This window comes from Ramlibacter sp., from assembly GCF_028291745.1.
Lineage (GTDB): Bacteria > Pseudomonadota > Gammaproteobacteria > Burkholderiales > Burkholderiaceae_C > Ramlibacter.
Window position 1 is genome coordinate 1 of the sequence record NZ_JAQGNQ010000145.1, and the last position, 3,362, is coordinate 3,362.

Consider the following 3,362-nt stretch of genomic DNA (forward strand, 5'->3'; position numbering starts at 1 on the left):
CTCCGCTGCCGCCGGCGGCGGCGCCGGTGGCCGAGGCCGCGCCGCCCGCACCCGCGGTCGTGGTGGCCAAGGCGGAACCGACTGCCGCTCCGGCCGCACCCGTCGTGATCCTGCCTTCCAGCGATGCCGAGTACCTGCAGAACGAGAAGCCGGCGTATCCCATGCTCAGCCGCAAGATGCACGAGCAGGGCAAGGTGGTGGTGGGCGTGCTGATCGGCCCCGACGGCTCCGCGCAGAAGGCACACATCCACGCATCCAGCGGCTTCGAGCGGCTGGACCAGGCCGCGCTGGCCACCGCGCAGCGCTGGCGCTACGTCCCGGGCAAGAAGGGCGGCGTCGCCACCGCCATGTGGTTCAACGTCCCCATCAATTTCGTTCTGGAGTGATCACCATGGAAACGCAATTCGGCCTCCTCAACACCTGGACCCAGGGCGACATCGTCACCCGCGGCGTGTTCCTGCTGCTGCTGGCGATGTCGCTCTCCTCGTGGGCGGTGATCCTGCTGAAGGCGCTGGACCTGCGGCGCTTTCGCGCGCAGTCGCAATCGGTGGAACGCTTCTGGAGCGCGAGCGACTTCGCCACCGGCCTGGCGCAGTTCGGCGCGCAGGAGAGCCACCCGTTCCGCGCGCTGGCGCTGGAGGGCCGCGATGCCTCCGCGCACCTGGGGCAGGAGGGCGCCGGCCGCGGCCGCCTGCAGGACGGCATGGACACCAGCGACTGGGTCACGCGCTGCCTGCGCAACAGCATCGACGAATCGACCGCCACGATGCAGTCGGGGCTGGCGGTGCTGGCCTCGGTGGGATCGACCGCGCCCTTCGTGGGCCTGTTCGGCACGGTCTGGGGCATCTATCACGCGCTGATGTCCATCGGTCTGACCGGGCACGCCAGCATCGACAAGGTGGCCGGCCCGATCGGCGAGGCCTTGGTGATGACGGCCCTCGGACTGGCCGTCGCCATTCCCGCGGTGCTGGGCTACAACACGCTGGTGCGCGGCAACAAGGGCGTGCTGGCGAAGCTCAATCGCTTCGCCCACGACCTGCACGCGTACTTCGTGACCGGCGCGCGCGTCGCCGCTGGCGTCCGCAAGGTCGTCGCGCTCAAGCAGGCCTGAGGAGCGCGCCATGTCCTTCGGAACCCAAGACAACGCCGACGAGGTGATGAACGAGATCAACATGACGCCGCTGGTGGACGTCATGCTGGTGCTGCTGATCGTGTTCATCATTACCGTGCCGGTGATGAAGAACGCGGTGAACATCGACCTGCCGCGGGCAGCCAGCGCGCGGCAGAACCCGAAACCGCAGACCGTGCGCCTGAGCGTCGATGCGCAAGGCAGCTACTACTGGAACGACGCCCGCCTGGCCGAGGCCAACCTCGAACCGATGCTGCGCGCCGAAGCCGCCCGCAACCCGCAGCCCGAACTGCACATCCGCGGCGACAAGTCCGTGCGCTACGAGAAAGTGGCCCAGGCCATGGCCGCGGCGCAGCGCGCCGGGCTGCGCAAGATCGGCTTCATCACCGAACCCGTCTCTGGAGAAACCCGATGAATACCCCCATCCTCGATCGCCGCGCGCTGCTGCTCGGCACCCTGGGCCTGCTGGCTGGCTGCGGCCGGTCCCAGGCCGGCCCGGCGCCCGACTTCAAGGGCGCGAATCTCGCCGACAAGGGCTACGGCAACGACTTCCGCCTGAAGGACACGCAAGGCAAGGAGCGCACCCTGGCCGACTGGCATGGCAAGGTGGTGCTGCTGCACTTCGGCTTCACGCAGTGCCCGGACGCCTGCCCGACGATGCTGGCGCGGGCGGCGGAGGTGCGCAAGATGCTGGGCGCGCAGAAGGACAAGCTGCAGGTGCTGTTCGTCACGCTCGACCCCGAGCGCGACACGCCGCAGTTGCTGCAGGCTTACACCGCAGCCTTCGATCCGAGCTTCGTCGCCCTGTCCGGCGACATGGCGCGGACCAAGGAGGTGGCCAGCCGCTTCAAGGTGTTCTTCCAGAAGGTGCAGACCGGCTCCACGTACACGCTGGACCACTCCACCCTGGGCTTTGCCTTCGACCCGGCCGGCCACCTGCGCGTCGGCGTGCGGCACATCGAGAGCGCCGAGGATTGCGCCCACGACATGCGGCAATTGCTGGCCTGAAGCAGGCAATGAGGCGGCGGCCTCACGCCCCGCCACGCCCCGGCCGCCCCCCGGCCCATACACCGACGCCGGCGCCGCGCTCGCCTCGCGCGCCTGCCAGCGCCCGCCCTCGACCTGGTGCAGGAAGTCCTCGAGCAGCCGGTTGAAGAGCGCGGGTTCCTCGAGATTGATCGCATGGCCGCTGGCCGGCAGCACGGCCAGCGCGGCCTGCGGAATCGCGCGCTTGAGCAGAAGTGAAGGCTCCAGGCAGGGCTCGTCCTCGTCACCGGTCATGACCAGCACCGGGACCGTGATCGCGGAGATTTCCTCCACCAGGTCGTACAGGCTGGGCCGGCGCGCCTGGTAGCCGCGCATGGTCTGCGCGGAGCCGGTGGCGGAGTGTTCGGCGAGCTGGCGCATCGCCTCGGCAAAGCCGCGTGGGTCCTTGCGCCGGAACTGCAGCCGCGCCGGGCCGTGGCCATAGGTGGCCGCCAGGTGCGCCGTGCCATCGCGCTCGATGGTGTCGGCAAGCGCGCGCGACTCGGCCTGGAACTTCGCATGCACGGCCGGATGCGCCCCGGTTCCGCAGCCCGCGAGCGTGAGCGAACGCGCGCGCGGGACGGCGCCGCGGGCGCAGTAGCGCAAGCCGAAATGCAGCGTGGCGAAGGCGCCCATCGACAGCCCCACCACGTGCGGCGCATGCAGCCCCAAGGCCTCGATCACGCAACGCAGGTCCTCGCGCCAGCGCTCCTGCGAGTAGCGCTCGGCGCCACCCGGCACGTCGGAGGGCGGGTAGCCGCGGGCGCTGTAGGTGATGCAGCGGTAGCGGCGCGCGAAGTGGCGCACCTGCGGCTCCCAGCTGCGGTGGTCGCCGGCGAATTCGTGCACGAAGACGATCGCCTGGCCGTCGCCGGTGTCCTCGTAGTGGAGGCGGACCCCATCGTCCGTGCTCAGGTTCGGCATGTCGGTTCCTCCCCTTGATCTGTCAACGGCGAAATCGTCTCGTATGAGATCGCCCGACGTCCCCTGCTTAACAGGGTCACCAAAATGCTGGCAAGTGCATTCCAACGGCTTGGGCCAGGCGACAAGCCCATCTTGCACTCCGATCAAGGTTGGCAGCCCGCATTCAACGAGTCGTCGCAACACTTCGTTTGCCGGCCGAGGTTAGCAGTTCGTTGAGAGCCTCTGCAGGGGTCAGCCATGCGAGCGTCTTGCGTGGCCTCGTGTTCAAGGCCAGTGCTACAGC

The 3,362-nt window shown here is 69.1% G+C and carries 4 protein-coding genes and 1 pseudogene; 4 read left to right on the forward strand and 1 reads right to left on the reverse strand.

All coding sequences use genetic code 11. The features are described from left to right. The 4 genes from JWP60_RS26260 to JWP60_RS26275 all read left to right on the forward strand — a co-directional run. On the forward strand, positions 1-386 hold a 386-nt coding region (locus JWP60_RS26260), incomplete at its 5' end, for an energy transducer TonB (protein WP_299798436.1). Between the two features lie 5 nt (positions 387-391). After that, the gene (locus tag JWP60_RS26265; protein ID WP_299798438.1) at positions 392-1,111 is read left to right on the forward strand and encodes a MotA/TolQ/ExbB proton channel family protein; all 720 of its coding nucleotides are present in this window, start codon (positions 392-394) and stop codon (positions 1,109-1,111) included. Between the two features lie 10 nt (positions 1,112-1,121). Continuing rightward, the gene (locus JWP60_RS26270; protein ID WP_299798441.1) at positions 1,122-1,544 is read left to right on the forward strand and encodes a biopolymer transporter ExbD; all 423 of its coding nucleotides are present in this window, start codon (positions 1,122-1,124) and stop codon (positions 1,542-1,544) included. Next, positions 1,541-2,137 carry an SCO family protein gene (locus JWP60_RS26275; RefSeq protein ID WP_299798444.1) on the forward strand — a complete coding sequence of 199 codons (597 nt, stop codon included), beginning with the start codon at positions 1,541-1,543 and terminating at the stop codon, positions 2,135-2,137. The genes JWP60_RS26270 and JWP60_RS26275 overlap by 4 nt, the downstream gene beginning before the upstream one ends. A gap of 165 nt (positions 2,138-2,302) precedes the next feature. Here the strand turns inward: JWP60_RS26275 and JWP60_RS26280 are convergent. Continuing rightward, positions 2,303-3,079: pseudogene (locus tag JWP60_RS26280) on the reverse strand (alpha/beta hydrolase); the annotation flags it as partial. Between the last annotated feature and the right edge of the window lie 283 nt (positions 3,080-3,362).